Annotated in this window: 24 protein-coding genes and 1 riboswitch; of the genes, 3 read left to right on the forward strand and 21 right to left on the reverse strand. The window is 28.5% G+C overall.

All coding sequences use genetic code 11. The features are described 5' to 3' along the window. Positions 1–161: 161 nt before the first annotated feature. From AC4FQV_RS08260 to AC4FQV_RS08295, 8 genes are all read right to left on the reverse strand, one after another. The gene (locus tag AC4FQV_RS08260) at positions 162–605 is read right to left on the reverse strand and encodes a YaiI/YqxD family protein (protein ID WP_491139779.1); all 444 of its coding nucleotides are present in this window, start codon (positions 603–605) and stop codon (positions 162–164) included. A gap of 94 nt (positions 606–699) precedes the next feature. Continuing rightward, positions 700–2,052 carry a glucose-6-phosphate isomerase gene (locus tag AC4FQV_RS08265; protein WP_491165307.1) on the reverse strand — a complete coding sequence of 451 codons (1,353 nt, stop codon included), beginning with the start codon at positions 2,050–2,052 and terminating at the stop codon, positions 700–702. Positions 2,053–2,081: 29 nt separating this feature from the next. After that, positions 2,082–2,291: a hypothetical protein gene (locus tag AC4FQV_RS08270; RefSeq protein WP_491139781.1), complete on the reverse strand. Its 210-nt coding sequence runs from the start codon at positions 2,289–2,291 to the stop codon at positions 2,082–2,084. Between the two features lie 200 nt (positions 2,292–2,491). Further along, positions 2,492–3,460, reverse strand: a complete 969-nt coding sequence (locus AC4FQV_RS08275) for an ABC transporter ATP-binding protein (RefSeq protein ID WP_491139782.1) — start codon at positions 3,458–3,460, stop codon at positions 2,492–2,494. Then, positions 3,450–4,439 (reverse strand): ABC transporter ATP-binding protein, encoded by a 990-nt coding sequence (locus AC4FQV_RS08280; protein ID WP_491139783.1) that lies wholly within the window; start codon positions 4,437–4,439, stop codon positions 3,450–3,452. Before AC4FQV_RS08280 ends, AC4FQV_RS08275 begins: the two co-directional genes overlap by 11 nt. A 13-nt stretch (positions 4,440–4,452) precedes the next feature. Next, positions 4,453–5,370, reverse strand: coding sequence for an oligopeptide ABC transporter permease (gene opp4C, locus AC4FQV_RS08285; protein WP_491139784.1), 918 nt, complete (start codon positions 5,368–5,370; stop codon positions 4,453–4,455). Between the two features lie 13 nt (positions 5,371–5,383). Beyond that, complete coding sequence (locus AC4FQV_RS08290; protein WP_491139785.1) at positions 5,384–6,349, reverse strand: ABC transporter permease; 966 nt, start codon at positions 6,347–6,349, stop codon at positions 5,384–5,386. A 77-nt stretch (positions 6,350–6,426) separates the two neighbouring features. Next, the gene (locus AC4FQV_RS08295) at positions 6,427–8,160 is read right to left on the reverse strand and encodes an ABC transporter substrate-binding protein (RefSeq protein WP_491165308.1); all 1,734 of its coding nucleotides are present in this window, start codon (positions 8,158–8,160) and stop codon (positions 6,427–6,429) included. Between the two features lie 779 nt (positions 8,161–8,939). On the opposite strand from AC4FQV_RS08295, the gene AC4FQV_RS08300 reads away from it, so the two are divergent. Next, complete coding sequence (locus AC4FQV_RS08300) at positions 8,940–9,302, forward strand: hypothetical protein (RefSeq protein WP_491139787.1); 363 nt, start codon at positions 8,940–8,942, stop codon at positions 9,300–9,302. A 103-nt stretch (positions 9,303–9,405) separates the two neighbouring features. Here the strand turns inward: AC4FQV_RS08300 and guaA are convergent, their stop codons facing one another. From guaA to groES, 6 genes are all read right to left on the reverse strand, one after another. Continuing rightward, a complete protein-coding gene (gene guaA, locus AC4FQV_RS08305) occupies positions 9,406–10,935 on the reverse strand; it encodes a glutamine-hydrolyzing GMP synthase (RefSeq protein WP_491139788.1) in 1,530 nt (509 codons plus the stop codon). Between the two features lie 95 nt (positions 10,936–11,030). Beyond that, the gene (gene guaB / locus AC4FQV_RS08310) at positions 11,031–12,485 is read right to left on the reverse strand and encodes an IMP dehydrogenase (protein ID WP_491139789.1); all 1,455 of its coding nucleotides are present in this window, start codon (positions 12,483–12,485) and stop codon (positions 11,031–11,033) included. A gap of 187 nt (positions 12,486–12,672) precedes the next feature. After that, a riboswitch (purine riboswitch) is annotated at positions 12,673–12,770 on the reverse strand. Between the two features lie 413 nt (positions 12,771–13,183). Then, a complete protein-coding gene (locus tag AC4FQV_RS08315; protein ID WP_491165309.1) occupies positions 13,184–13,921 on the reverse strand; it encodes a prepilin peptidase in 738 nt (245 codons plus the stop codon). Between the two features lie 83 nt (positions 13,922–14,004). Continuing rightward, positions 14,005–14,403 carry a type II secretion system protein gene (locus AC4FQV_RS08320; RefSeq protein WP_491139791.1) on the reverse strand — a complete coding sequence of 133 codons (399 nt, stop codon included), beginning with the start codon at positions 14,401–14,403 and terminating at the stop codon, positions 14,005–14,007. A 531-nt stretch (positions 14,404–14,934) separates the two neighbouring features. Then, a complete protein-coding gene (gene groL, locus AC4FQV_RS08325) occupies positions 14,935–16,554 on the reverse strand; it encodes a chaperonin GroEL (protein ID WP_491165310.1) in 1,620 nt (539 codons plus the stop codon). 51 nt (positions 16,555–16,605) lie between these two features. Next, positions 16,606–16,890, reverse strand: a complete 285-nt coding sequence (groES, locus tag AC4FQV_RS08330; protein ID WP_491139793.1) for a co-chaperone GroES — start codon at positions 16,888–16,890, stop codon at positions 16,606–16,608. Positions 16,891–17,250: 360 nt separating this feature from the next. Here groES and AC4FQV_RS08335 point away from each other — a divergent pair, with 360 nt between their 5' ends. Together AC4FQV_RS08335 and AC4FQV_RS08340 are read left to right on the forward strand one after the other, a co-directional pair. Continuing rightward, positions 17,251–17,913, forward strand: a complete 663-nt coding sequence (locus tag AC4FQV_RS08335; RefSeq protein WP_491139794.1) for a TIGR01906 family membrane protein — start codon at positions 17,251–17,253, stop codon at positions 17,911–17,913. 114 nt (positions 17,914–18,027) lie between these two features. Next, positions 18,028–18,333 (forward strand): HNH endonuclease, encoded by a 306-nt coding sequence (locus tag AC4FQV_RS08340; RefSeq protein WP_491139795.1) that lies wholly within the window; start codon positions 18,028–18,030, stop codon positions 18,331–18,333. A 38-nt stretch (positions 18,334–18,371) separates the two neighbouring features. Here AC4FQV_RS08340 and AC4FQV_RS08345 read toward each other — a convergent pair whose 3' ends face one another. The 7 genes from AC4FQV_RS08345 to AC4FQV_RS08375 all read right to left on the reverse strand — a co-directional run bounded on the left by AC4FQV_RS08345 (position 18,372) and on the right by AC4FQV_RS08375 (position 24,549). Continuing rightward, a complete protein-coding gene (locus tag AC4FQV_RS08345) occupies positions 18,372–19,310 on the reverse strand; it encodes a DNA-3-methyladenine glycosylase family protein (protein WP_491139796.1) in 939 nt (312 codons plus the stop codon). Between the two features lie 9 nt (positions 19,311–19,319). Further along, entirely contained in the window at positions 19,320–19,724 is a 405-nt protein-coding gene (locus tag AC4FQV_RS08350; protein WP_491139797.1) for a C-GCAxxG-C-C family protein, read from the reverse strand. A gap of 190 nt (positions 19,725–19,914) precedes the next feature. Next, positions 19,915–20,412 (reverse strand): signal peptidase I, encoded by a 498-nt coding sequence (locus AC4FQV_RS08355; protein ID WP_491139798.1) that lies wholly within the window; start codon positions 20,410–20,412, stop codon positions 19,915–19,917. Between the two features lie 212 nt (positions 20,413–20,624). Continuing rightward, on the reverse strand, positions 20,625–21,473 hold the full coding sequence (locus tag AC4FQV_RS08360) for a 3-hydroxybutyryl-CoA dehydrogenase (protein ID WP_491139799.1): 849 nt from the start codon (positions 21,471–21,473) through the stop codon (positions 20,625–20,627). 111 nt (positions 21,474–21,584) lie between these two features. After that, positions 21,585–22,592 (reverse strand): electron transfer flavoprotein subunit alpha/FixB family protein, encoded by a 1,008-nt coding sequence (locus AC4FQV_RS08365; protein WP_491139800.1) that lies wholly within the window; start codon positions 22,590–22,592, stop codon positions 21,585–21,587. A 20-nt stretch (positions 22,593–22,612) separates the two neighbouring features. Continuing rightward, positions 22,613–23,392, reverse strand: a complete 780-nt coding sequence (locus AC4FQV_RS08370) for an electron transfer flavoprotein subunit beta (protein WP_491139801.1) — start codon at positions 23,390–23,392, stop codon at positions 22,613–22,615. Positions 23,393–23,409: 17 nt separating this feature from the next. Continuing rightward, complete coding sequence (locus tag AC4FQV_RS08375; protein ID WP_491139802.1) at positions 23,410–24,549, reverse strand: acyl-CoA dehydrogenase; 1,140 nt, start codon at positions 24,547–24,549, stop codon at positions 23,410–23,412. Between the last annotated feature and the right edge of the window lie 20 nt (positions 24,550–24,569).

The raw sequence follows: 24,569 nt of genomic DNA on the forward strand, positions 1-24,569 counted from the left end.
CCCATAAAACACTTTATTTCTACATTATTTATAAAGTGTATAAAAAAAATTTAAAATGTCTATAATATAGTTAGTGTTAAATGACACTATAAATCTCCTAATTTTATTATATCCATATAATCAAACCATTAAAGAAATCTCAGCCTTTCTGGGATTTCTTTTTAATTTTCAACGTTTTTAAGTATTAGAAGTTCTAAATTTTTATAAAGTCTTTCATCATCCTCAGCTTTTCTCTTATGACTTCCTTTTATTTTACCACCAGCTTTTCTATTCTTTTGTTTTAAATGTCTTTCAAACAATAACCTATCTATATTATTATTGTCATACACATATCCCTTAGGACTTATAGCTAAAGCTCCCTTTCCTAAAGACATTGCAGCTACTCCATAATCCTGGGTTACTACTATATCATTTTCATTGGTATTATTAGCAACATACATATCTACGCTTTGAAAGCCATGGTCTACAATTTTTACCTCTGAATAATCTGAACTTATACTGTGATTTATAGTGCAATAAATTAAAACCTTTATTGAATATTTCTTTCCTACCTCTTCAATTATTTCTCTCCCTGCACATCCATCACCATCTACTATTATTTTCAAAATATTATCCTCCAAAATATTTTTAAAAGGGAAATAACTTATTTATATGTTAAAAAGGAGCCCTTTAAAGAGCTCCCTTTTTTAAACTTAGTTATTATTTTAATCTTTCTTCTAATTCAGCTTTTAAATCTTCAAAGCCTGGTTTTCCAAGTAAAGCAAACATATTTTTCTTATAAGCTTCAACACCTGGTTGGTCAAATGGATTTATTCCTAAAATATATCCACTTATACCACAAGCTTTTTCAAAGAAGTAAACTAATCTTCCGAAATAATATGGAGTTAACTCTGGAACATTAACAACTATATTTGGAACTTCTCCATCATTATGAGCAACTAAAGTTCCTCTAAATGCTTGTTTGTTAACATAATCCATAGTTTTTCCTGCTAAGAAGTTTAATCCATCTATATTTTCTTCGTTAGCTTCTATAACTATTTCTTCTCTTGGAGTTTCTACATTTACAACAGTTTCAAATATATTTCTTCTACCTTGTTGAATATATTGTCCCATTGAGTGTAAATCAGTTGAGAAGTCAACAGCTGCTGGGAATAATCCCTTGTTGTCTTTACCTTCTGATTCTCCATATAATTGTTTCCACCATTCATTGAAGAAATGAACTGATGGTTCATAGTTAACTAATATTTCTATAGCTTTACCTTTGTTGTATAAAGCATTTCTAGCAGCTGCATATTTATAACATTCATTATCAGCTAATGAAGGATTTAAGTATTCTTCTCTAGCATCAGCAGCTCCTTCCATCATTTCATCTATATTTATTCCAGCTGCAGCTATTGGTAATAATCCAACTGCTGTTAAAACTGAATATCTTCCTCCAACATCATCAGGAATTACGAAAGTTTCATATCCTTCAGCATCTGCTAATGTTTTTAAAGCACCTCTCTTAGCATCTGTTGTAGCATATATTCTCTTTCTAGCTTCTTCTTTTCCATATTTCTTTTCCATGTAATCTTTTAAAATTCTGAAAGCTATAGCTGGTTCTGTAGTTGTACCTGATTTAGATATAACATTTAAGCTTACATCTAAACCTTCAATAGCTTTTAATAAATCAACCATATAGCTTGAGCTTATGTTATTTCCTGCATAGAATATAGCTGGTGTTTTTCTCTTATCTTTTGATACTGAGTTATAGAAGTTATTAGTTAACATTTCTATAGCTGCTCTAGCACCTAGGTAAGAACCACCAATTCCTATAACAATTAAAACATCAGAATCGCTTTGTATTTTTTTAGCGGCTTCTTTTATTCTTGCAAATTCATCTTTGTCATAATTAACAGGTAGGTCAACCCATCCTAAGAAATCATTTCCTGCTCCTGTTCCATTATGTAGTTTGTTATGTGCTTGGCTTATAGTTTCTTGCATGTAAGCAACTTCGTGAGATTTTAAATATGGAGCTGCTTTTGATAAATCAACAACTAATCCTTTTTTCATTATTACTACCTCCATTAGCGTTTATAAAATTATTTTATCCACGCCATCAATATATATAATATAATCGCAAAAATAATTAATCCTCCAAAGACCATTGGGAATATTATTGCGTATTGCGCTAACATTATAGCAACCAAATCCTTAAAAGTTGGCTTTTCTTTATCCTTAATTTCTTCCATTAACCTCTCATACTCTTCTTTTTCTTTCCTTCTAGCTATTTCATCTTTAAACCAAAACAAACTAAATCCTCCCATTTACCATCCGTTAATATTTTATCATTTATTATTTGTGTATTACAATACAATCTAAAATTTTTTATATTTTTAATGAAAATTTCTTATATATAGTTATAGTGTAGGAAATTTTATGTCCCTACACTACAAATTTAATTCTAAAATTAAGCTTTTAATTTATTTTTCTTAAAATGTAATTTATTTAATTAAACCAAATGGCAAGCTACAAAATGATTTTTTCCTACACATTTATACTCAGGTGCCTCATTTTTACATTTATCCATAGCATATGGGCATCTAGTATGAAACTTACATCCCCTTGGTGGATTAGCAGGAGATGGAATATCTCCTTTTAAAATTATTCTTTCCCTTTTAATTGTTGGGTCAGGTATTGGAACAGCTGATAATAAAGCCTTTGTATATGGGTGTAATGGATTTTCATAAAGTTCATTTTTAGGTGCTAATTCTACTAAACTACCTAAATACATTACTCCAATCTTATGACATATGTGCTTTACTATACTTAAATCATGAGATATAAAAAGATAAGAAAATCCCATTTCCTCTTGTAAATCCATCATTAGATTTACAATCTGTGATTGTATAGATACATCTAAAGCTGAAACTGGCTCATCTGCAACTATAAAACTTGGATTTAATATTAAAGCTCTTGCTATTCCTATTCTCTGCCTTTGTCCTCCTGAAAATTCATGAGGATATCTTTTCATATGATATCTTGCAAGTCCACATCTTTCTATGGTTTTAGCAACTCTTTCTGGAAGTTCACTTTTACTACATAAGTTATGACTTAAAAGTGCTTCCCCCACTAAAGAATCTACTGATAATCTTGGGTTTAAAGAAGAATAAGGGTCTTGAAATATCATTTGCATTTTAGGCCTTAAGTCTCTAAGTTCTTTCTTTTTAAGAGCAAATATATCTTTTCCTTCAAAATAAACATTTCCCTCTGTTTTTTCAAATAATCTTAAAATCGCTCTTCCTGTTGTTGATTTTCCACAACCTGATTCTCCAACTAATCCTAAAGTTTCTCCTTTATCAATAGTAAAACTAACCCCATCAACAGCCTTTACATTACCAACAGTTTTAGAAAAAACTCCTGCTTTAATAGGAAAGTATTTTTTTAAATTTTCAACTCTTACAACAGTCTTATTCTCCATCTACTTTCCCTCCTTCATATAACCAGCATGAAACTTTATGCCTATTTCCAACATCAATAAGATGTGGTTGCATAGTAGTACATTTTTTCATACATCTATCACATCTTTCATTAAAGTAACAATTATCAGGCATTCCTACTGGATTAGGAACTTGTCCTGGTATTGAATAAAGTCTAGTTTCATTTCCATTTACTGATGGCTTAGATTTAAGTAATCCTTGAGTATATGGATGAAGAGGATTTTTAAATAATTCTAAAACTGGTGCTTCCTCAATAACTTTACCTGCATACATTACAACAACATAATCTGCCATTTCAGCAACAACTCCTAAGTCATGAGTTATTAATAATATTGATGTATTTAATTTTTCTTTAATATCTCTCATAAGGTCTAAAATTTGTGCTTGAATTGTAACATCTAATGCAGTTGTTGGCTCATCAGCTATTAAAAGCTTAGGATTACAACAAACTGCCATAGCAATCATAATTCTTTGTCTCATACCTCCTGATAATTCATGAGGGTAAGACTTTATTATCTCTTCAGCTCTAGCTATACCAATTATTTTTAAAACTTCTATAGCTTTTTTTTCTGCTTCTTCCTTTGATAAATGTTGATGAAGTATTATAGCCTCACATATTTGGTCTCCTATTTTAAATACTGGGTTTAAAGATGTCATAGGCTCTTGGAAAATAACTGAAATATCATTTCCTCTCATATCCATAAGCTCTTGCTCTGTAAATTTTAAAACATCTTTTCCTTCAAAAAGTATTTCTCCACCAACTATTTTTCCTGGAGGACTAGGTATAAGTCTCATAAGAGACATGGCTGTAACAGATTTTCCACAACCAGACTCTCCAACTACACACACAGTTTCTCCTTCTTTTATTTTAAAACTAACGTTATTTACCGCCTTAACAATTCCCTCACCTGTATGAAAGTGAGTTTCAAGATTTTTAAATTCTACTAATGTTTTTGTCATTTCCTTTGCCCCCTTAGACCTTTAGCTTAGGATCTAGAGCATCTCTTAATCCGTCCCCAAAAATATTTATTGATATAACAGTTAAGAATATACATACACCAGGTGGTATCCATAACCACCATCTATTAGTTAAAGTATAGTAATCTTGAGCTGTTTGTATCATATTACCCCAAGTTGGTGTAGGTGGTGTAACTCCAAGACCTAAGAAACTTAAAGATGATTCAGTTAATATTGCTCCCCCAATTCCTAAGGTAGCCGAAACTATAATAACTGCTAGAGTATTAGGTAATAGATGCAAAAACATTTTTCTAGTATCTGATAAACCTAAAGCTTCTGCAGCTTGCATAAATTCTTGTTCCCTTAAAGAAAGAACCATACCTCTTACCATACGACAAGTACCAGTCCAACTAAGAGCACCTATAATAAACATAACTATAAATATTCTATATTCTGGTGGTATTTTTAAATCTGACATTATAGCAGAAACCATTATTAATAAGGATAAAAATGGGAAACACATAAATACATCAACAATTCTCATAATTAAACTATCTATAAATCCACCATAATATCCTGCTAAAATACCTAAACTAGTTCCTATAACTATTGAAATACCAACAGCAACTATACCTATTGAAAGAGAATATCTTCCTCCATACATAAGTCTAGCTAAAACATCTCTTCCTGATTCATCAGTACCTAGCCAATGAGTAGCTGATGGTGCTTGATTTGTTTGTAATAAATCAATGGTTAAATGGTCATGTGGATATACCATAGGACCAATAACTGAAATTAAAACTAAAACTAATAATATAAATAAACCACCTAAAGCTAATTTATTTTTTCTTAATCTTTTAAAAGCTACAGTCCAAGGGCTTTCTATTTTTTGTGTTTTTATTTTTTCAACTCTTATTGCCTCTTCTTTACTCATTAAAAAGCACCTCCTACTTAAGCCTTATTCTTGGATCTACCAATGCATATATAATATCAGCAAGTAAATTTCCTATTAAAACTAATATAGCTAAAGTAAGGTTTATACCCATAAGTAAATAGTAATCTCTATTATTAACAGCACTTAACTGTACTGGACCGATTCCTGGCCAGTTAAATATTTTTTCTGTTAATGTAGCTCCTGAAAATAACCCTGGAATTGACATTCCTAATAAAGTTACAACTGGTATAAGAGCATTTCTTAGAGCATGTTTATAAATAACCACCTTTTCTTTTAATCCCTTTGCTCTAGCAGTTCTTATATAATCTTGTCTAACTACCTCAAGCATACTTGACCTGGTATATCTCATCCATCCACCTACACTTCCAAGTGTTAAAACTATAAGTGGTAAAATCATATGCTTTAGCACATCAAATACATACTTCATCCCCGTATATGCACTACCTGGGGTTGTCATACCCGATATTGGAAATAAATTAAGTTGAACTCCTAAATATTTAATTAAAATAAGACCAAAGAAAAATGACGGCATTGATATTCCCATAAGGGCAAATACCGTAAAAAATTTATCAAAAAATGAATATTGCTTTGTTGCTGAAACTATACCTATTGGTACTGCAATTATAAGCCCCAAAATTAAAGATGCCGCTCCTAAAATAAATGAGTTTGGTATAAACTCTTTCATAACCTCTGCAACAGGTCTTTTATAATAAAAAGATTCTCCTAAAGAACCTTCTGTTACAACTCCTTTTAACCAATACATATATTGAGTTGTTTTTGGCTCATCTAAATGATATTTTTCTCTTATTGCCTGTTTTGTTTCTACACTCATATTTGGATCCATATTTGCTGTAATAGCATCACCTGGTGCCATAGCAAATATGAAGAAAAGTACTAATGATACACCAATAATAGTTGGTATTATTAATAGTATTCTTCTAGTTATATACTGTAGCATACTGTCTTTCCCCCCAATTTTTAAAAATTAGCCTGGATTTTACGTCCAGGCTAATTTCTTCTTAATTTATTAAAATCTTATTGATTCCCATTGTCTAATTCAAGTTTATGCACATCATGAGTCCAATCTATATAAGTTGAAGGATTATAACCTTTAACTCTTGAATTTGATGCAAACATCTCTTGTGCATTTCCAAGAAGAATATAAGGTACATCTTCAGAGAATTTTAATTGCCATTCATCATAAGCTTTCTTTCTATCAGCTTCATTTGTTGTTCCTTTACCTTCTTTTAATAACTCATCTGCTTCTTCATTTCTCCATCCAATATTATTAAATCCGCCTGGTACATCTTGAGAAATTGCAAATATTCCTGATGGGTCTGGGTCTATTGAAAGATTCCAAGCACCATTATATATGTCATACTCTCTGTTATTAACTTTATCCATCATTGTTCCAAATTCCATAAGTTCTGGTGTAACTTTAACACCTATCTTCTCCCATGATTGTTGAACTATTGGAATTAATGCATCAACATATTTAGAACCAGTATAAGTTAACCATTGAAGTTCTAATTCAACTCCATCTTTATCTCTAATTCCATCTCCATTTGTATCTTTCCAACCTGCTTCATCAAGTAATTGATTAGCTTTTTCTGGGTCATATTCATACTTAGGAACATCTGGGTTATATGCCCATGAAGTAGGTAAAATATGTGAATTGTATACTTGTCCATATCCTTGATAATAAGATTGCATAAATCCTTGTCTATCTAAACCATAAAGCAATGCTTGTCTTACTTTAGGGTCTTTAACTTTATCACTTCCATAGTTAAGCCCCATGTATCCATAACCATTTTGCATGTATAAGTCTAAATTTAAGAATCCAGCTTGTTTTAATGGATCTATATTTTCTGGTTTCGCACCAACTCTATCTATATCAACTGTTCCAGCCATTAATTCTTGTAATAATGTTTGTGCATTTGTAACCTTCATTACTATATAAGGTATCTTTGGTTCTCCTTTCCAGTAATCAGCATTTTTTTCAAATTTAACTTCTTGTCCTGGTTTAAAATGAACAAACTTATAAGCTCCTGAACCAACCGGTTCTAATAATTTATCCTTAACAGCTTGGAAATTTCCTTTTTCAAATTTATAAACACTCTCTGGCATAATTCCATATTCAAAATTCCATATACCAGCTGCATCAGTTTCTTTATTCGTAAATGATATTGTGTAATCATCAATTACATTTATACCCTCAACTTTAGTTGCATCACCCTTATTGTATTCTTCATAACCAACTAAATTATTTACAGCATCCATTCTTGGACCATCATAGCTTGGATCACAAATAGAAGTAAATGTGAATGCTACATCATTTGCTGTTAGCTCTTGTCCATTTGAAAACTTAATACCTTTATTTAGTTTAAAGGTATAAGTTTTTCCATCTTCTGAAACTTCGTAACTTTCTGCTACATTAGGAACAGGCTCTCCTTTTTCATTGTTAGTAATAAGCCCATCAAAGATTAATTTATTAACCCATGAATCATAAAGAGTAGATGCATATATTGGTACAAATTCACCTTTTGGGTCTGTAGTTCCAACAATCAAAGTATCTGTTCTATTTTTTGCAGCTTCTGGAAGTGCACTAGGATTTGCTGCCTCAATTCTCTCTGGCTTTGATAAGTCTTTAACAGTACCTCCTGTTTGTGTGCTACCATTTACTGCTGTTTCATTAGCTCCTCCACAACCTGTAAAAAGCATTGAAGTTGCTAAACCCGCCATTAATAACGCAACTAATTTTTTTTTCATTTAATATGCCCCCTTTAATATTTATTGTTTTGATATAACAAAATTTTAAATGCCCCATAAATAAAATATTGTTATAAAAACATACATTTAATGTTATTTTATAAATAAAGTTTTATTGTATATCTTTTATAATTTTTATCTTATAAATAAAATAAGTTAAAAATTATTTTTAATAAAATACTTAATTTAATAAATTATCAAAATAAAACTTTATATATAATTATTTTATTAAAACCAAATGTGTCCATAATAGAAAAACATTCGTCTTTCAAATTTATATTATTTGTATTTTAATTTATTTCCAATATTTTTGCAATATTGTAAAATTATTTTTTCATTATAAATATTTTCACATTTTATTATTAATTACTATTCATTTTATTAACAATATTAAATGTTTTTTAACATTAGTTTTTTATATTTTTTATCAACCTAACAATTTTTAATCATTTAATTATTAATTTCAAAGCACAAAGGCATATAAAAGCTATTATTTTATCAATTTATTATTTCTTTTCAATTTTATTAAAAAAGTTACATTTTATTTTTATATTAATGATAAGCTTTCCAAAGATTTGAATTTTTTTTAGATATAGATAAAAATAAAAAAATTTTATTTTTTTTTATTAGAACTGATTTTAACTAAATTACTTAAATAATGTTTTATTCAAAATATTTTTAACGTTAAATATTTTTTAAATGTTTATCCTTTATTATAAACTCTTTAATATCTTTATAGTATAATTAAACAATCATTCTACTATGAAAGGGAGATGTTTATGAATTCTTTTGACTTTATAGGTTTCACTTTTGAACCCTCAATAGGCGTGTTAGATATAGAAACAATGGAACTTTCTTGGGTAAATAAGGTAAAAAAAGACGATGAGATTTTTAAAGGTTTACAATGCGACTTTGATTACTATTACTTTAATAATATCTTAATAATTCCAGAACCTACTCCTTCTCCAAGAATAAATTGGAATAAAAAAATTATAATAGAAAATACCTTAGAAATAGATTGTATAGGTAAAGGTAAATACATATATTTCTTTCACTTTGAAAAACTTGATAACTGTATTTTCGCCAAATCTCTAACTCTACCAGAATACATATTTTTAGAAAATAATATTTCTATTGAGTAACATAATTTATACATAAAAAATACCCTATAGAATAATCTTTTTTAGATTTTATTCTATAGGGTATTTAATTAAAGAATAAACTTTTTGTTTGTAATTGCTTTTATTATTCCCACTCAATAGTTGCTGGTGGTTTTGAAGTTACATCATAAACAATTCTGTTTACTCCCTTAACTTCATTTACTATTCTTCTTGAAACCTTATCTATAACTTCATATGGTATATGAGCCCAGTTTGAAGTCATTCCGTCTGAAGATGTAACAGCTCTTAATCCTACAGTATGACAATAAGTTCTTTCATCTCCCATAACACCAACTGATTGTATGTTAGGTAAAACTGCAAAGTATTGCCAAATTTCACTTTCAAGACCTGCTAAAGCTATTTCTTCTCTAAAGATAGCATCAGCTTCTCTAACAACTTCTAATTTATCTTCAGTAACTTCTCCTAGAACTCTTATTGCTAATCCTGGTCCTGGGAATGGCTGTCTCCATACTAAATGATGTGGAATTCCTAATTCCTCTCCTACAGCTCTTACTTCATCTTTAAATAATTCTCTTAATGGCTCTATTAATGAGAATTCCATATCTTCTGGAAGTCCTCCAACATTATGATGACTTTTTATTACTGCTGAAGTATCTGTTCCACTTTCAACAACATCTGGATAAATTGTTCCTTGAACTAAGAATTTAATATCTCCTAGTTTTCCAGCTTCTTCTTCAAAAACTCTTATGAATTCTTCACCTATAATCTTTCTCTTAGCTTCAGGTTCTGAAACTCCCTTTAATTTTCCTAAGAATCTATCTTTAGCATTAACTCTAATAAGATTCATATCAAAACCTTCTTTAAAGATTTTTTCTACTTGGTCTCCTTCATCTTTTCTTAATAGACCATGGTCAACAAAGATACAAGTTAATTGCTTTCCAACGGCTTTATGTACCATAACAGCAGCAACTGATGAATCAACACCACCTGATAATGCACATATTAACTTTTTATCTCCAACAATTTTCTTTATTTCTGCTATTTTTTCTTCAGCAAAGGAAGCCATTGACCAAGAATTTTCTAAACCACATATATTGTAAAGGAAATTTCTCATCATATCTTGGCCAAATGGAGTATGTTCAACTTCTGGGTGGAATTGAACTCCATAAAGTCTTCTTTCTTCATTTTCCATAGCAGCAACTGGACAAACATCTGTATTAGCTATTATTTTAAACCCTTCTGGTGCTTCTGCTATATAATCAGTATGACTCATCCAACAAGTTTCAGCTGATTCTATTCCCTTAAATAATTTTGAAGAATTATCTAAAGTTACATTAGTTTTTCCATATTCTCTAACTGGTGCTGTACCAACTTTTCCCCCTAAAAGATGTGCCATTAATTGGTCTCCATAGCATATTCCTAATATAGGAACATTTAAGTTAAAAATTTCCTTATCTAATGTTGGAGTATTTTCTCCATAAACTGAGTTTGGTCCTCCAGTAAAGATTATTCCCTTTGGATTTTTTTCTTTTATCTTTTCTATGCTATATGTGTAAGGTATTATTTCACAATAAACTCCACATTCTCTAACTCTTCTAGCAATTAATTGGTTATACTGTCCACCAAAGTCGACAACTAAAACTAAATCTCTCATTCGATTTCCTCCACAATTTCATTTTCCGTTTTATGTATAAAATATATTCAACAAGATGCTATAATCTAACATCTTGTTGAAAATTTTAATCTAATTTATTGGTTAACACTATAATTTGGTGCTTCTTTAGTTATGTTTATATCATGAGGATGACTTTCTCTAAATCCTGCTGAAGTTTGAACTACAAAATTAGCATTTTCATATAAATTTTCTAAAGTAGGTGCTCCAAGGTATCCCATACCTGACTTTATTCCACCTATTAATTGATATATAGTATCTGCTAAATGACCTTTATAAGCTATTCTTCCCTCTACTCCTTCTGGAACGAATTTTTTAGTTCCATTTTGGAAATATCTATCACTAGAACCTTTAGCCATTGCTCCAAGTGAACCCATACCTCTATAAACTTTATAACTTCTTCCTTGATATATCTCTATAGCACCTGGTGCTTCTTCACACCCTGCAAAGATTGAACCCATCATAGCTGCACAAGCTCCTGCTGCCAAAGCTTTAACTATATCTCCTGAATATTTTAATCCACCATCAGCTATTACTGGTATTCCTAATTTTTTACCTTCTTCAGCACAATCCATAACAGCTGTTAATTGAGGAACTCCAACACCTGCAACTATTCTTGTAGTACAAATTGAACCTGGTCCTATACCAACCTTAACACAATCTGCACCAGCTTCTTTTAAATCTCTTACAGCTTCTGGTGTAGCTATGTTACCAGCGATTACTTGAAGTTCTGGGTATTTAGCTTTTATTTTTTTAACCCCTTCAATAACTCCTTTTGAATGACCATGAGCTGTATCTAAGACAATAACATCAACCTTTGCCTTAACTACTGCATCAACTCTATCCATCATATCATTAGTTACACCAATTGATGCACCACATAAAAGTCTTCCCTTCTCATCCTTAGCTGCATTTGGGAAAGCCTTTGCTTTTTCTATATCTTTTATAGTTATAAGCCCTTTTAAATTATTATCATCATCAATTAAAGGTAACTTTTCTATTTTATGCTTTTTTAATATTTCTAAAGCTTCAGTTAATGTAGTTCCTTCTTTCGCAGTAACTAATGGGCTTTTTGTCATAACCTCTGAAACTTTTTTATCGTAATTTGTTTCAAATACTATATCTCTATTTGTTATGATTCCAACTAGTTTTCCTTCTCTTGTTACAGGAACTCCTGAAATTCTATATTGAGCCATTAAATCTAAAGCTTCGCTTACTGTGTGATCTTCTGATAAGAATATTGGATCTGTTATTACTCCATTTTCTTGTCTTTTTACTCTATCAACCTCTTTTGCTTGGTCCTCTATTGTCATATTCTTGTGGATTATTCCAATTCCACCTTCTCTAGCCATAGCAATTGCCATCTTAGATTCAGTAACTGTATCCATACTTGCACTCATTAATGGAATATTTAATTGAATTTTTTTAGTTAATTGAGTTTTTAAAGAAACCTCATTAGGTAGGACCTCTGATTTGTTTGGTACTAATAATACATCATCAAATGTATATGCTGTTTTTAATATTCTTGCCATACTATCGCCTCCACACAATATCTTTAAGTTAATTTACGTACAATTGAATTTTTAATGTTTCTACCTTTTTTAAATTCCAATTTATTTTTTGAAAGCAAACTTGCAAATATACATAAAGAATGAATTTTAGTGTTCAAAAAAAGCATAATAACTCCTAAGTGAAGTTAATATGCTTATAGTACCCCTATAGTATATCAAATTCACTCATAGACGGGAATTTAAGGTTCCCGGTAGAAACGCCTTGCCCTATTCAAAGCTTATACGAGTTTATTTATATTCCGTTTTGTTTAATTTTTATTTATTATAATCTATGAAATAAAGCTTGTCAATAAAATGCATAAAATAAATTCCAAAACTTATTTATTGCATTTTTTAATTCAAAAATGACTATAAACGAAATAAAAATTGCATTTTAACCTCAAAAAAATAATTTATCAAAGAATTTTTACTTTTATTTACACACAAACATTTTTATATTCTTCAAAAAAATCTTACATATTTAATTAATTATAAATTAACATAAAAAAATTTACTTTCTTTTACTATTTATATTCCCTTTAAAATTTTATCCTTAATATAAATAAATTTATATTAAAAATATACTTTAAATATATTATGCTCTAAACCATATCTATAAATACTAATTAAAATAAACTCCAATAAAAATTATAATTTAGAAACTTACATTGTAAAATTTATTAAATAAAATATAAATAAGCTATTGCATCACCAAAAAATATTAGTATTGTAGTTGATATTGAAATAAAAGGAGCAAAAGCTATTTTATCATTTAATTTATTATTTCTAAAAATAATAAATATTAAGCAAAAGATTCCTCCTACTATAAAAGATAAAAATATATTCACTATTGATAATTCAACACCTAAAAATATTCCAGAAATAGCATATACCTCTCCATCTCCACTCCCTATAGAGCCAGTAATTTTACTTAAAATTGATATAAATAAAAAAGATATCAAAAACCCAAGTAAATAATTAAATATACTATTGTTAAATATAATTTTTTCAAAAAAAATAAATATTATTCCTAAAACAATAGCTGGATAAGTTGTAATTGCATATATATACTGTGTTTCATAATCAATTAATGCAATCAACATAAGAAAGGTTATTAAAGAGATATACTTAACCGTAAAAAAAGACATACCATAAAATTTATAAATAAATGAATATAGTAATCCCATGATTACCATGACTATAAATTTAGTTATGTATTTTTTTTTATTTAATAATATATATTTAATCTTTGATTTAATATAGGTAATAGTATATATCTTACTTATATATTTAAAACTTTTATAGTATTTATAAGCAAAATATCTTAATGATTTATAATTTTCTTTCTGAATATAATCTGAAATTATATTTAAACACCAACCACTTAATAATCCAATGAAAAAAAATATTATATACAAGCTTCCTCCTCTTTTAATATTATTTCATAATCCTATAATTTAAATAAAAGGATATAACTTTAAAATTATATCCTTTTAAAAACTTAAACTATTGTAACCTCAACTTTCTTACCATCAGTTATATTAGCTAAATAAGCTTCTCCTTTCTGTGGCTTTTCTAATCCATCAAGTAAATCACTTAACTTTTCTTTTCCTTCACCGCTTATACCATTTATACTTATAGAATCCTCTTCTACAGTTATTTTTATTTCTTCTTCTTGTTCACTTATAGCTTCTTCAGCAAGAAGCATTTCAATAGAACGTTCTATTGTCATACAGTTTTGCTTATCCACCTTATTCTTTGCACTTTCTTTAATATAAGAAAAATTAGGTGCTATAACTGTTAGTATTATAGCCATAATAGCTAATACTACTGTTAATTCTATTAAGGTAAAGCCTTTTTTCTTTTTACTAATTTTAAATTTCCATTTAAATTTTTTCATATTACACTCCTTTAAATGTTATATAATTTTTATCTATAATTATTAACATTTAAAGGTTTTATATACAAAAAAAAGAAGATTCTTTTAAGAATCTTCTTTTTTTATATCATTAGTATTTTTTCACTTCATATAGTTTGTCTAATTTAAAGTCATTAGTATTTCTAATGCCATCTTAATGTTTTTAAATACAAAGGTTCATATGTAGAATTTAAATCATTAGTAAAATTTAAATCATTAGTTTTATAAGTTTCTCTTAATAATTATATTATCTCATGTACTTATAAATCTTTTGTACTTTATATTTGTATACTAACATATTAATTTCCATTTGTCTACAAAATAATACAATATTTATTATTTTTTTTAATAATTATATTATTAAAAACTTTTATCAATCAAAAATTAATACTTTTAATTACAATTATTAATAAAAAGCAACTTCTTTTTCGACATTTGTTACATTTATAGTCTTATATGTATATATTTTCTCTATAAAAGAAAAAAAGATGGCAATTTCTTGCCATCTTTTTTTTAATACATTCCGTCCATTCCCATTCCAGGTGCTTGTGGAATTTCTTTTTCAGGTATATCTGCTACTGCTGCTTCTGTTGTTAAGAAGGTTGAAGCTACAGATGCTGCATTTTGAAGTGCTGATCTTGTAACTTTAGTTGGGTCTACTATTCCTGCTTTAATCATATCCTTATAGTCTCCTCTTAAAGCATCAAAACCTACTCCTAAAGCACTACCTTTAACTTTTTCAATTATAACAGAGCCTTCTAAACCAGCATTATGAGCTATTTGTCTCATAGGTTCTTCTAAAGACCTTACTATTATATTTATACCAACTTGTTCATCTGGTATATCTGAAGTTAATTTTGAAACTTCATTTATAACATTAACATAAGCTGTTCCACCACCAGGAACTATACCTTCTTCTACAGCAGCTTTAGTTGCAGCTAAGGCATCTTCTATTCTTAATTTACTTTCTTTTAACTCTGTTTCTGTAGCTGCACCAACTTTAACTACTGCAACTCCTCCAGCTAATTTTGCTAATCTTTCTTGTAATTTTTCCTTATCAAATTCTGAAGATGTAGCATCTAATTGTAATTTTATTTGATTAATTCTATTTTTAATTTCTTCTGAATTTCCTCTTCCATTTACAATTGTAGTACTCTCTTTAGTAATCTTAACACTTTCAGCTTCTCCTAGCATATCTAATGTAGCTTCTTTTAAATCTCCTCCCACTTCATCAGATATTAAAATACCTCCAGTTAAAGTTGCTATATCTTGTAACATCTCTTTTCTTCTATCACCAAATCCTGGTGCTTTAACTGCAACACAAGTAAAAGTTCCTCTTAATTTATTAACAACTAATGTAGTCATAGCTTCTCCTTCTATGTCATCAGCTATTATTAAAAGTTTTTTACCTGCTTGAACTATTTGTTCAAGTAATGGTAGTAATTCTTGAATATTACTTATTTTTTTATCTGTAATTAATATTAAAGGATTGTCTAAAATGGCTTCCATTTTTTCTGTATCTGTAACCATATAAGCAGAAACATATCCTCTATCAAATTGCATACCTTCAACAACATCTAATTCAGTACCCATTGATTTAGATTCTTCTACAGTTATAACACCTTCATTTCCAACCTTCTCCATAGCATCTGCAATTAGCTTACCTATTTTTTCATCAGCTGCTGAAATTGCAGCAACTCTAGCTATATCTTCTTTTCCATTTACAGGTTTAGAAATTTTTTGTATTTCTTCTACAGCCTTTTCAACTGCTGTTTTAATTCCATTTCTTATTAAAATAGGATTTGCACCTGCAGTTACATTTTTTAATCCTTCTCTTATAATAGCTTGTGCTAATAATGTAGCTGTAGTTGTACCATCCCCTGCAACATCATTAGTTTTTGTAGCTACTTCTTTAACAAGTTGAGCTCCCATATTTTCATAAGCATCTTCAAGTTCAATTTCTCTTGCTATAGTAACACCATCATTTGTTATTAATGGTGAACCAAATTTTTTATCTAAAATAACATTTCTTCCTTTTGGTCCTAATGTAACCTTAACAGTGTTAGCTAATTTATCTACACCAGCTTGCATAGATCTTCTTGCTTCTTCACCGAATAATAATGTTTTAGCCATACTAATTTACCTCCCAAATCTATCATGAATATATAAATCACTTATATTTAACTATTCAACTATTGCTAATATATCATCTTGTCTTAATATAGTGTATTCTTCACCTTCAAATTTAACTTCTGTTCCTGCATACTTAGAGTATAATACTTTATCTCCAACTTTAACTTCCATTTCGCTTCTTTTTCCATCAACTATAGCTCCTGGACCTACTGCAATAACCTCTGCCTCTTGTGGTCTTTCTTTAGCTGTTCCAGTAACAATTATTCCACTTTTAGTGGTTTCCTCAGCCTCTAGTCTTTTAATAACAACTCTGTCTCCTAGTGGTCTAATATTCATTAAAAACCCTCCTTAAAAATGCTAATTTATTTAGCACTCTTTATTATAGAGTGCTAATTCTTACTATTATCATATAATTTACCAGTTGTAAATTCAATAAGTAAATTTATTTATTTAGAATATATTAGTATTATTTTCTATCTTTAAATTAATTTATCTTAATATTTCTTCTATTCTTTTGAAATTTCTTTAATTTACATATTTAAAGATTTATAATTATTAAATTATAAAATAATATCATATATTTAAAGCTTACGTACTATAAATTAATACTAAAACTTTTATTAAAATATGTATTTTTGTTTATTATTTAATAAAAAAGTCTAGAATTAAAAAAATAATTATTTAAAGGAGTACGTAATGTTTAAAACTTTAAAGGATTTTATATTTTCAATCTACCTTTTAATAAGCTCTATAATAATTTCAGTACTTATAACATTAAATATATCCCCTATTATCTATTATATACTTATTAAATTTAATAAAATACCAAAATTTAATAATATTAGCACTAATGAACTTTTAAAAGATTATAAAAATATAATAAATTACTTAAATTCACCTGAAATTGAAATTCTTAAATTTAACAACTTCAAAATTAGCAATATAGGGCAAATTCACTTTTTTGAAGTTAAAGAAATATTTTCATCCTTATATTTAATGGCTTTAATATCTATAATAATAGGTATTTTAATTTATGTATTTTTTAAAAAGTCTAACTCAAACCTTTCCTTTAAAGGTTTTAATATGTTCTTTTATGAAGTTATATTGATATTTTTCACTTTAATTATTTCTTTTTATATAAACTTTTCAAAATTATTTACCATTTTTCATAAAATATTTTTTAATAATGACTACTGGATTTTTGACCCTAAAAAAGATGAAATAATAAATGTCTTACCTGAATCCTATTTTTTATTGTTAGCTTTATTTATATTATTTTTAGTAATGATATTTTCCATAATATCAAAAATTTTTTACACTATAAAAATAAAAAAACTAAAATCTACCTTTATTAAATAAAATATTAAAATTAAAGCTTTTAAATTAAAAAAAGCTTTAAAATAAGGTTTTTTTAATTTTAAATATATGTATTATAATATTTAATAATATTATATTTATTTAAAGGTGGTTAACTTGACTAAAGAAAATATTTGTAATCTTTGTAAAAGGAGTGTTCCAGAAGTTACAAAACATCATTTAATACCTCTTGAAAAGAAGAAATTTAATGAGGAAGTAATTTCTCTTTGTATTCCCTGTCATAAGCAAATTCACGCTCTTTTTAGCAATTATGAATTATCTTTTAGACTTAATTCTCTTGAGAGAATTAAAGAAGAAGAAAAAATAAAAAAATATCTAAACTTTATTAGAAAACAACCTGGAGAAGCAGATATCTCAATAAAAAAATCAAAAGCTTTAAGAAAAAAAGGACGATATTATTAAAATAAAAAAGAGCTTAAATAACTAAGCTCTTTTTTTATTTAAAGTTTTATTCCATTTTCTCTAGCATAATAAAATAAATACTGTTGAGCAAATCCTGAGTATTCTCCAAATCTTTCTCTTGCAAAAATTCTTATTTTATTTAAAGAAGCATCATCAGCACCATAAAAATGCATCATTGCTCTTTTAACCCATACATCTACAGGAAATGCAGAACTTTTTTTCATGGAAAATAACATTATACAGTCTGCAACCTTTGCTCCAACTCCCATAAATTCTTGAAGTCCTTTATGACAGTTATCAGCATCCATATTGCTTATCTTTTCTAAATCATATTTTTCTAGTATTTCAACTATGTCCTCTTCAGGTGCATTTAATATTCCTTTCTTAGCTAACTCACAATCATATATCTTTTTAGTTGTATCAACTATATACTTACTTCTAAATGAAGCCCCTGTTTCCCTTATATCATCAATTGATGCTTTAGATAAACTTTCTGGACTTGGAAATGAATAATAGTCTTTGCCTTTATACTCTATTTTATTTCCCCATCTTTCACTTATTTTCTTTATTGTTTTTGAAATAACAGGAATACTATTTCTAGCTGATATTATAAATGATATAACAAGTTCAAAGGGTTCTTGATTTAATATTCTTATACCATATCCAAATTCAACAGCACTTTTTAAAGTTTCATCCCAAGATAAAGCTTCTTTAACCTTTGAATAATCCCTTTTTAAGTCAAAATAATCAATCCATATATTTTCAAAATCTTCTTTGTTAGTATTATATATTATTACATCATCTCCCTTTTGAGATACTTCTATAACCCTACCAAAGGCAACACCTATGTATGAATTATTTTCTGTTTTTTCCCATCTAAAACATTGACCACACTCAAAAACTTGTTTTATATTAAAATTTTTAGTTTCTCTTAAGATAACTTCATTATCTTTATATTCTACACTTTTAAAATCCATTTTTTTCACCTATCTTTCTCTTTGTATAATTTCATCTAAAATTTCAGCTGCTGTTTCTATCATAACTATGCATCTTTTGTCATCATCTTTTCTATATTTAGCTTTTAAATCAATACAATTATAATATCCTAATTTATCATAAAACTTTTTCATAAATTCTTCTGTTAAAGCTTTTGTCTTAGGACTTTGGTGTCCTCTATCTTCAGTAAACATAACTCCTAAAACTCCAGCTGCTCCAGTTATAGCCCCACAGATATTTCCTATAGCTAATCCTCCACCAAAAGAAGACATTACCTTTAAAGTTTCCTTTGATAAATTTAAATTATATTCTTCATTTGCAGCATACATTATGCACTCTGCACAATTTAAGTCATGCTTTTTATCCCACTTTTCTCTAGCTTTTTCAACTAACATGTTATACCTCCAAAATAAAGTTTAATTTCTATAAAACCTTATCTCATAAAATTAATTTTAAAAGTCATTAACTTAAATAATAACCTCATACTACTAATATTATACTAATAAGAGTTATTAATAAATAGTATTTAATAATATAAAATAAACCTAAAGAAACTAAAATACTTTAATTTCTTTAGGTTTATTTTTAATTCTTAATATTCTTTTTATTTCCTTTAAATGTGTCAAATAATATGCTTATAGCAATTAATATCATAAATCCAGAAATAACTATAGGCTTTGATAAAAATATAGTTAAATGTCCTAATAAAGGTATGTGAAATAAAACTTTTCCTATAAAATTTTCTTCATTAACTAAGCCACTATCTTCAACATTGTTATTATCACCTTTTGTTATAAATCCATCATCCTTTTTTCCTATTACTCTATGAGTAACCACATTCCCCTCAGATTTAAATGTTATAATATCTCCTTCTTTAATTTCATTAAAATTAGTATTTTTAACAACAACTAAATCTCCTGTTTTTATTTTAGGCTCCATACTACCACTTAATATTGTATAAGTTCTAAAGCCAACAGTTTTAAAGATTTTATCTGATTTACTCATAAAATTATTTATTAAAATTATAATTAAACAAAAAATAATTATGTAATATATTATATTAAATAAACTCTTATTTTTCATAAATTCACCTATCTCTGAATAAAAATATAAAATTACAATATATGTATATTCTAATAAATCGAAAAATATTCCTATTTTTTTGAAATAAACTATAAACTCTTTTTTAATTAATTTAAAAATTAAGAAAATAAAAAGAGGTTGATAAATATCAACCTCTAAATTTACTGCAATCTAAAAAATTATATTAATTCTACATTATAAAATTTCAATAATTAAGCTTTATAGTCATAGAATCCTTTACCTGTTTTTCTTCCTAGCCATCCAGCTCTAACATATTTTCTTAATAAGCTATGTGCTCTATATTTAGAATCACCAGTTTCCTTAAATAATACATCCATTATAGCTAAACAAACATCTAAACCAATTAAATCTCCTAAAGCTAAAGGTCCCATAGGGTGATTAGCTCCTAATTTCATTGAAGTATCTATATCTTCAATAGATGCTATATTTTCTGCATATATTCCAACTGCTTCATTTATCATAGGAATAAGAATTCTGTTAACAACAAAACCTGGTGCTTCAGCAACTTCTACTGGAGTTTTACCTATCGCTTCTGATATAGCTTTAACCTTTTCAAAAGTTTCTTGTGAAGTAGCCATACCTCTTATAACTTCTACTAATTTCATTATTGTTGCAGGATTAAAGAAATGCATTCCTATAACTTTATCTGGTCTATTTGTAGCAGATGCTACTTCTGTTATTGATAAAGAAGATGTATTTGAAGCTAAAATAGCTTCTTCTTTACATATCTTATCTAGCTCTGCAAAGATTTGTTTTTTAATGTCCATATTTTCTACTGCAGCTTCTATAATTAAATCACAATCTGCAGCTAGACCTAAATCAGTAGTTCCTGTAATTTTTGATAAAATAGCCTCTTTATCTTCTTCAGTTATTTTTCCTTTAGAAACTAATTTAGTTAACCCTTTATTAATCCCTGCTAATCCTCTATCAACAAATTCATCTTTTATATCTCTAACAATTACTTCATATCCTTTTTGTGCAAATGCTTGAACTATTCCAGCTCCCATTGTACCTGCACCAATCACAAAAATCTTTTCCATATTAAACTCCTCCTAAATACTCTTTATTAGACTTTTAATTTTAAAAGTCATACACCATAAATTGAAAAATTTTATAAGTTTACCCTTTTTATATTTATATATTTATTTATATTAAGCTTCTTCCTTCATAGCCTTTAACTGTGCTATAAATTCTGGAACAACCTTATTTACATCTCCAACTATTGCATAATCTGCAATTTTCATTATAGGAGCATTAGCATCTTTATTTATAGCTATTATCATATCTGAGTCTTGCATACCTGCGGCATGTTGAATTGCACCTGATATACCACAAGCTACATATATACTTGGTCTAACAGTTTTACCAGTTTGTCCAACTTGATAATCTTTATCTATCCAACCCTTTTCTACTGCTGCTCTTGAAGCTGCAATTGATCCATTCATAACTTCTGCTAATTCCTTAAGCATCTTAAAGTTTTCTTCTGAACCTATTCCTCTACCACCAGCAACTAATACGTTAGCTTCTGATATATCGACAATATCTTTATGTTCTTTAACTATTTTAACTATTTTTGTTCTTATATCCTCTTCATTAAATTTTATATCAACTTTTTCTACAGTAGCATCATTTTCACCTAAAGGAAGCTTTTCAAAAACTCCTGGTCTTACTGTAGCCATTTGTGGTCTATGTTCTGGACATACTATTGTAGCCATTAAATTACCACCAAAAGCTGGTCTTGTTGCTAACAAATCTCCATTTTCAACATCAACATCTAAAGATGTACAATCTGCTGTTAATCCAGTTTCTAATCTTGCAGCAACTCTTGGACCTAAATCTCTTCCTATAAAAGTTGCTCCTATAAAAATTATATTTGGTTTTCTATCCTTAGCTAATTCACATATAGCTTTTGTATAACCATCAGTTGTATAGTGTTCTAACTCTTTATCTTCTACAACTAAAACTTCATCTGCCCCATGTCTTGATAAATCTTCAACTAAGTTTTCAACATTACTTCCTATTAATAAAGCTGTTAACTTTGACCCTAATTTATCAGCTATTTTTCTACCTTCACCTAATAATTCTAGTGAAACTTTTTGTAATTGACCTTCTCTTTGCTCAGCAAAAACCCAAACGCCATTAAAATCTGCTTTATTCATCTTAAATACCTCCCATAATCTTAGATATAGTGCTTTTCTTTTAATTTACCTAGTACATAATTAACTGAATCCTTAGGTGATTCCTTAACTATCTCTCCTGCACCCTTAGCCTCTTTAGTCATTGATTTTTTAACCTTTGTTGGTGAACCCTTTAATCCTAATTGAGACTTGTCTACATCTATATCATCAGCTGACCATACTAAGATTTCATCATCAGATGTATCAAATATATTTTTAACATTCATATATCTTGGTTCATTTAATTCTTTTATTGCAGTTAAAAGTACTGGTTGTTTAACTTTTATTAATTCATATCCATCTTCTAAAGCTCTATTTACTAATAAGCCATCTTCTTCAACTTTAACACCTTGAACATAAGTTACTTGAGGGATATTTAAGTGTTCAGCTATTTCAGGCCCAACTTGTGCAGTATCACCATCTATAGCTTGTCTTCCTGCAAATATTATGTCATAATCTAATTTCTTTAATGCTCCTGCTAAAGCCTTTGATGTAGCTAATGTATCTGCTCCTGCAAAAGCTCTATCAGTTATAAGAATTGCTTTATCTGCTCCCATACATAAAGCTTCTCTTAAAGCTAATTTAGCTTGAGGTGGTCCCATACTTAAAACAGTTACTTCTGCTCCATTATTATCCTTTAATTGTAAGGCAGCTTCTAAAGCGTGCTTATCTTCTGGGTTTATTATTGATGGAACTCCATCTCTTATAAGAGTTCCTGTTTTTGGATCTATTTTAACAGCTGTTGTATCTGGTACTTGTTTTAAACAAACTACTATTTTCATCTCAAAGCCCTCCTAAATTATCTTAATATGCTTCCTGCAATAACCATTTTTTGAACTTCTGAAGTTCCTTCGTATATTTCAGTTATTTTAGCATCTCTCATCATTCTTTCAACTGGGTATTCCTTAGTATATCCGTATCCACCAAATAATTGAACTGCCTTAGTTGTAACATCCATGGCTACTTCTGCAGCAAATAACTTAGCTCTTGCAGCATCTACTGAATAAGGTTTACCTTCTTCTTTTAAACAAGCTGCCTTATATACTAAAAATCTTGCAGCTTCTATTTTAGTATCCATTTCTGCTACCATCCATTGAAGTCCTTGGAATGCTGATAATGATCTACCAAATTGTTTTCTTTCTTTCATGTATGCAACTGCTTCTTCTAAAGCACCTTCTGCTATACCTAAGGCTTGAGCAGCAATACCTATTCTACCACCATCTAAAGTCTTCATAGCTATTCCAAATCCCTTTCCTTCTCTTCCAACTAAGTTTTCCTTTGGAACTACACAGTTTTCCATAATTAACTCAGTTGTTGATGAAGCTCTTATACCCATTTTTTCTTCTAATTTACCAATTGAAAAGCCTGGAAAATTCTTTTCAACTATAAATGCAGAAATACCTCTTGTTCCTTGACTTTTATCTGTCATGGCAAAGATTATAAAAGTATCTGCAACTCCTCCATTAGTTATAAAAATCTTACTTCCATTTAAAATATAGTTATCGCCATCTAATGTAGCAGTAGTTTGTTGACCAGCTGCATCAGTTCCTGCTCCTGGCTCAGTTAATCCAAAAGCTCCTAACTTTTCCCCTTTTGCAAGTGGAATTAAATATTTTTCTTTTTGTGCTTGTGTTCCAAATTGTTCTATTAAAGAAGCACATAAAGAAGTATGGGCTGAAACTATAACCCCTGTAGTAGCACAAACCTTTGATAATTCTTCAACAGCTAAAATATAAGATAAAGTATCTCCACCTGCGCCACCAAACTCTTTACTAAAAGGTATGCCCATCATTCCTAATTTGGCCATTTTTTTAACATTTTCCATTGGAAATCTTTCTGTTACATCTATTTCAGCCGCTATAGGTTTAACTTCATTTTGAGCAAATTCTTTAACCATTTGCTTAACTAATTCTTGTTCTCTTGTTAATTGAAAGTTCATTTTAATTACCCTCCTTAAAT

This window comes from Clostridium sp. TJA038 (assembly GCF_058310255.1).

Excerpts from the sequence above, each read along its gene's own strand:
- AC4FQV_RS08265 (WP_491165307.1), bottom strand. The coding sequence starts at position 2,052 with ATGAAAAAAGGATTAGTTGTTGATTTATCAAAAGCAGCTCCATATTTA.
- AC4FQV_RS08275 (WP_491139782.1), bottom strand. The coding sequence starts at position 3,460 with ATGGAGAATAAGACTGTTGTAAGAGTTGAAAATTTAAAAAAATACTTT.
- AC4FQV_RS08280 (WP_491139783.1), bottom strand. The coding sequence starts at position 4,439 with ATGACAAAAACATTAGTAGAATTTAAAAATCTTGAAACTCACTTTCAT.
- opp4C (WP_491139784.1), bottom strand. The coding sequence starts at position 5,370 with ATGAGTAAAGAAGAGGCAATAAGAGTTGAAAAAATAAAAACACAAAAA.
- AC4FQV_RS08290 (WP_491139785.1), bottom strand. The coding sequence starts at position 6,349 with ATGCTACAGTATATAACTAGAAGAATACTATTAATAATACCAACTATT.
- AC4FQV_RS08295 (WP_491165308.1), bottom strand. The coding sequence starts at position 8,160 with ATGAAAAAAAAATTAGTTGCGTTATTAATGGCGGGTTTAGCAACTTCA.
- AC4FQV_RS08300 (WP_491139787.1), top strand. The coding sequence starts at position 8,940 with ATGAATTCTTTTGACTTTATAGGTTTCACTTTTGAACCCTCAATAGGC.
- guaA (WP_491139788.1), bottom strand. The coding sequence starts at position 10,935 with ATGAGAGATTTAGTTTTAGTTGTCGACTTTGGTGGACAGTATAACCAA.
- guaB (WP_491139789.1), bottom strand. The coding sequence starts at position 12,485 with ATGGCAAGAATATTAAAAACAGCATATACATTTGATGATGTATTATTA.
- AC4FQV_RS08320 (WP_491139791.1), bottom strand. The coding sequence starts at position 14,403 with ATGAAAAAATTTAAATGGAAATTTAAAATTAGTAAAAAGAAAAAAGGC.
- groL (WP_491165310.1), bottom strand. The coding sequence starts at position 16,554 with ATGGCTAAAACATTATTATTCGGTGAAGAAGCAAGAAGATCTATGCAA.
- groES (WP_491139793.1), bottom strand. The coding sequence starts at position 16,890 with ATGAATATTAGACCACTAGGAGACAGAGTTGTTATTAAAAGACTAGAG.
- AC4FQV_RS08335 (WP_491139794.1), top strand. The coding sequence starts at position 17,251 with ATGTTTAAAACTTTAAAGGATTTTATATTTTCAATCTACCTTTTAATA.
- AC4FQV_RS08345 (WP_491139796.1), bottom strand. The coding sequence starts at position 19,310 with ATGGATTTTAAAAGTGTAGAATATAAAGATAATGAAGTTATCTTAAGA.
- AC4FQV_RS08350 (WP_491139797.1), bottom strand. The coding sequence starts at position 19,724 with ATGTTAGTTGAAAAAGCTAGAGAAAAGTGGGATAAAAAGCATGACTTA.
- AC4FQV_RS08355 (WP_491139798.1), bottom strand. The coding sequence starts at position 20,412 with ATGAAAAATAAGAGTTTATTTAATATAATATATTACATAATTATTTTT.
- AC4FQV_RS08360 (WP_491139799.1), bottom strand. The coding sequence starts at position 21,473 with ATGGAAAAGATTTTTGTGATTGGTGCAGGTACAATGGGAGCTGGAATA.
- AC4FQV_RS08365 (WP_491139800.1), bottom strand. The coding sequence starts at position 22,592 with ATGAATAAAGCAGATTTTAATGGCGTTTGGGTTTTTGCTGAGCAAAGA.
- AC4FQV_RS08370 (WP_491139801.1), bottom strand. The coding sequence starts at position 23,392 with ATGAAAATAGTAGTTTGTTTAAAACAAGTACCAGATACAACAGCTGTT.
- AC4FQV_RS08375 (WP_491139802.1), bottom strand. The coding sequence starts at position 24,549 with ATGAACTTTCAATTAACAAGAGAACAAGAATTAGTTAAGCAAATGGTT.